This is a genomic window from Metabacillus malikii, assembly GCF_030813355.1.
GTDB classification, from domain to species: Bacteria; Bacillota; Bacilli; order Bacillales; family Bacillaceae; genus Metabacillus; species Metabacillus malikii.
Window position 1 is genome coordinate 1 of sequence record NZ_JAUSUD010000065.1, and the last position, 1350, is coordinate 1350.

The 1350-nt window shown below is 38.9% G+C and carries 2 protein-coding genes; both read right to left on the reverse strand.

The genetic code is table 11. The annotated features are described in order from the left end of the window. The coding region (locus J2S19_RS23600; protein ID WP_307347350.1) for an ExeA family protein at nucleotides 1-431 on the reverse strand (431 nt) is incomplete at its 3' end. Then, nucleotides 424-1350: DDE-type integrase/transposase/recombinase (locus J2S19_RS23605; protein ID WP_307347355.1), on the reverse strand; the 927-nt coding region annotated here is incomplete at its 5' end. The genes J2S19_RS23605 and J2S19_RS23600, both read right to left, overlap by 8 nt.

Below are 1350 nucleotides of genomic sequence, written 5' to 3' on the forward strand. Positions count from 1 at the left end.
ATGGCAATATCCTGTAAAAACGCATCTTTAGCCATATGCATCTCATCCAAAATGAAAACAGGGGTAATCTTTCTTTCTCCTGCCATTCGTTCAATGCCTTGTTGAATTTGCCTAAAAAGATCAACTTTGCGGAATTTCGGTTCCTCTCCCAAGCCGTAAACTAATCCTCGATAAAAATCCATTACGCCACCAGTTGAAAGTGGAAAATAAACCACATGATATAATGATGGATTCAGTGACTCCTTAAAGGAGCGTAGGGTAAACGTTTTTCCTACACCAGGATCTCCAATAAGGAGACCCATTCCTTTTGATTTTTGTAGATAATTTAGTGCACTTAATGCCCCTTGATAATCATTGGAAGGAAACCCATCCGAAGGTCGTATATCTTTTGAAAAGGGGTCCCGAGATAAGGAGTAAAAGGATTTATACATGATCTATTCCCTCCTTTACTTCACCCTTATGAGATAATGAAAATGGCGACCGAACCCGTTTTGCATGTGCATTATCTTTCAAGGATACTGGAGCTGCTTCAGCCACTTTCTTATCATCCTCAAATATATAGACACCTGTTTCGTCTAGCCTCACATCAATAGATTGACCGATAAAACGTGAAGGTACTTCGTAGAGTTGTTTGTTTAAGGTTATCGTACTATCAGCCTTTACTTTCCGCTGCTCTCTTTTCAAAAAGATGGTATCAAGAATAGACAAGTCCTCCAAAAATGTTATATCCTTTAGTTGGGAGTGAAACACATCAAGAGGCGTTTTACCGTCTAAAGATGCATGAACTCTTCGATGATAATTTTCCTCTAGCCAGCGCCAAAACCTTTCATTCAACTCCTCTAATGATCGGGCAGGTTCAGCTAGTAATAATGGATAAAACCTTGTTTGAATCGTTTTAAAGAGCCTTTCAATTTTGCCCTTAGCACGGGGATCGTAGGGCTGAGTATGAGCCAAAGTAATTCCAAGTTGAGCACAAGCGTATTGAAGTGTTTCAGATCGATAGATTTTGCCATTATCTGCATAAATAATAGTTGGCTTTCCTCTCCGAATTAGTGCTTCCTTCGTAACCTCTCTTAAACCATCAAACTTCTCTGACGAGAAAAATTGCGCATATGGAACCAACCTAGAACAATCATCAATATAGGCAATTAAAAAGGTTTTTTTCCTTTTTCCATTGACTGGCACATACGGTCCATGGGATAAATCAGCCTGCCACAACACGTTTACCTTCTCGTGAGCAAACCGTTTTCTCTCTGGAGTTGCCACAATTTGTTTTCCTACAAGGTTGTGTTTTTTTAATAATCGATTTATAGTAGAGTAAGATATTTCATTTTTTTGTATCTCTCCATG